Annotated in this window: 1 pseudogene; it reads left to right on the top strand. The window is 79.7% G+C overall.

Features of this window, described 5'->3' with window-relative positions:
* A pseudogene (locus tag NWP09_RS13235) lies at positions 1 to 498 on the top strand (amylo-alpha-1,6-glucosidase); the annotation flags it as partial.

Genomic DNA, 498 nt, shown 5'->3' with positions numbered 1-498 from the left:
GCGCATGGCGGCCGCCGAGGCGCTCACCGCCGCGCGGCTGCTGCTGCCGCTCGGCACCGCGCTCGCCGAGGGGACGCTGCGCACCCTCGCCGCGCACCAGGGCCTGCGGCACGACCCCGCGACCGGCGAGGAGCCGGGCCGGATGCCCGAGGAGCTGCCCGCGCACCGACCGGTCGACAGGCCGCCCGAGCTCGAGCCCACGAGCTACCACGGCGCCATCGCGCCGACGCCCCTGTGGATCGTGCTGCTGCACGACGCCTGGCGCGCGGGGCTGCCGCTCGAGGCGGTGCGCGAGCTGCGCACGGGACTCCACGCCGCGCTCGGCTGGCTGCACGAGCGCGTCGGCGAGGGCTTCCTGCTCGACGAGGCGCGCTCGGCGCTCGACGACCAGGGCTCCTCGCACCCCGGAGGGGCGCCGACGGATGCGCCCGTCGCGAGCGCGCGACTCCAGGCGCTCGCCTGCCGGGCCGGCCTCGGCGCCGCGGCGCTGCTCGACGC

The organism is Agrococcus sp. HG114 (assembly GCF_024723325.1).
Taxonomy (GTDB): Bacteria; Actinomycetota; Actinomycetes; order Actinomycetales; family Microbacteriaceae; genus Agrococcus.
Note: the sequence above shows the minus strand (reverse complement) of the source record. Positions and strands in the feature narration are given on the sequence as shown.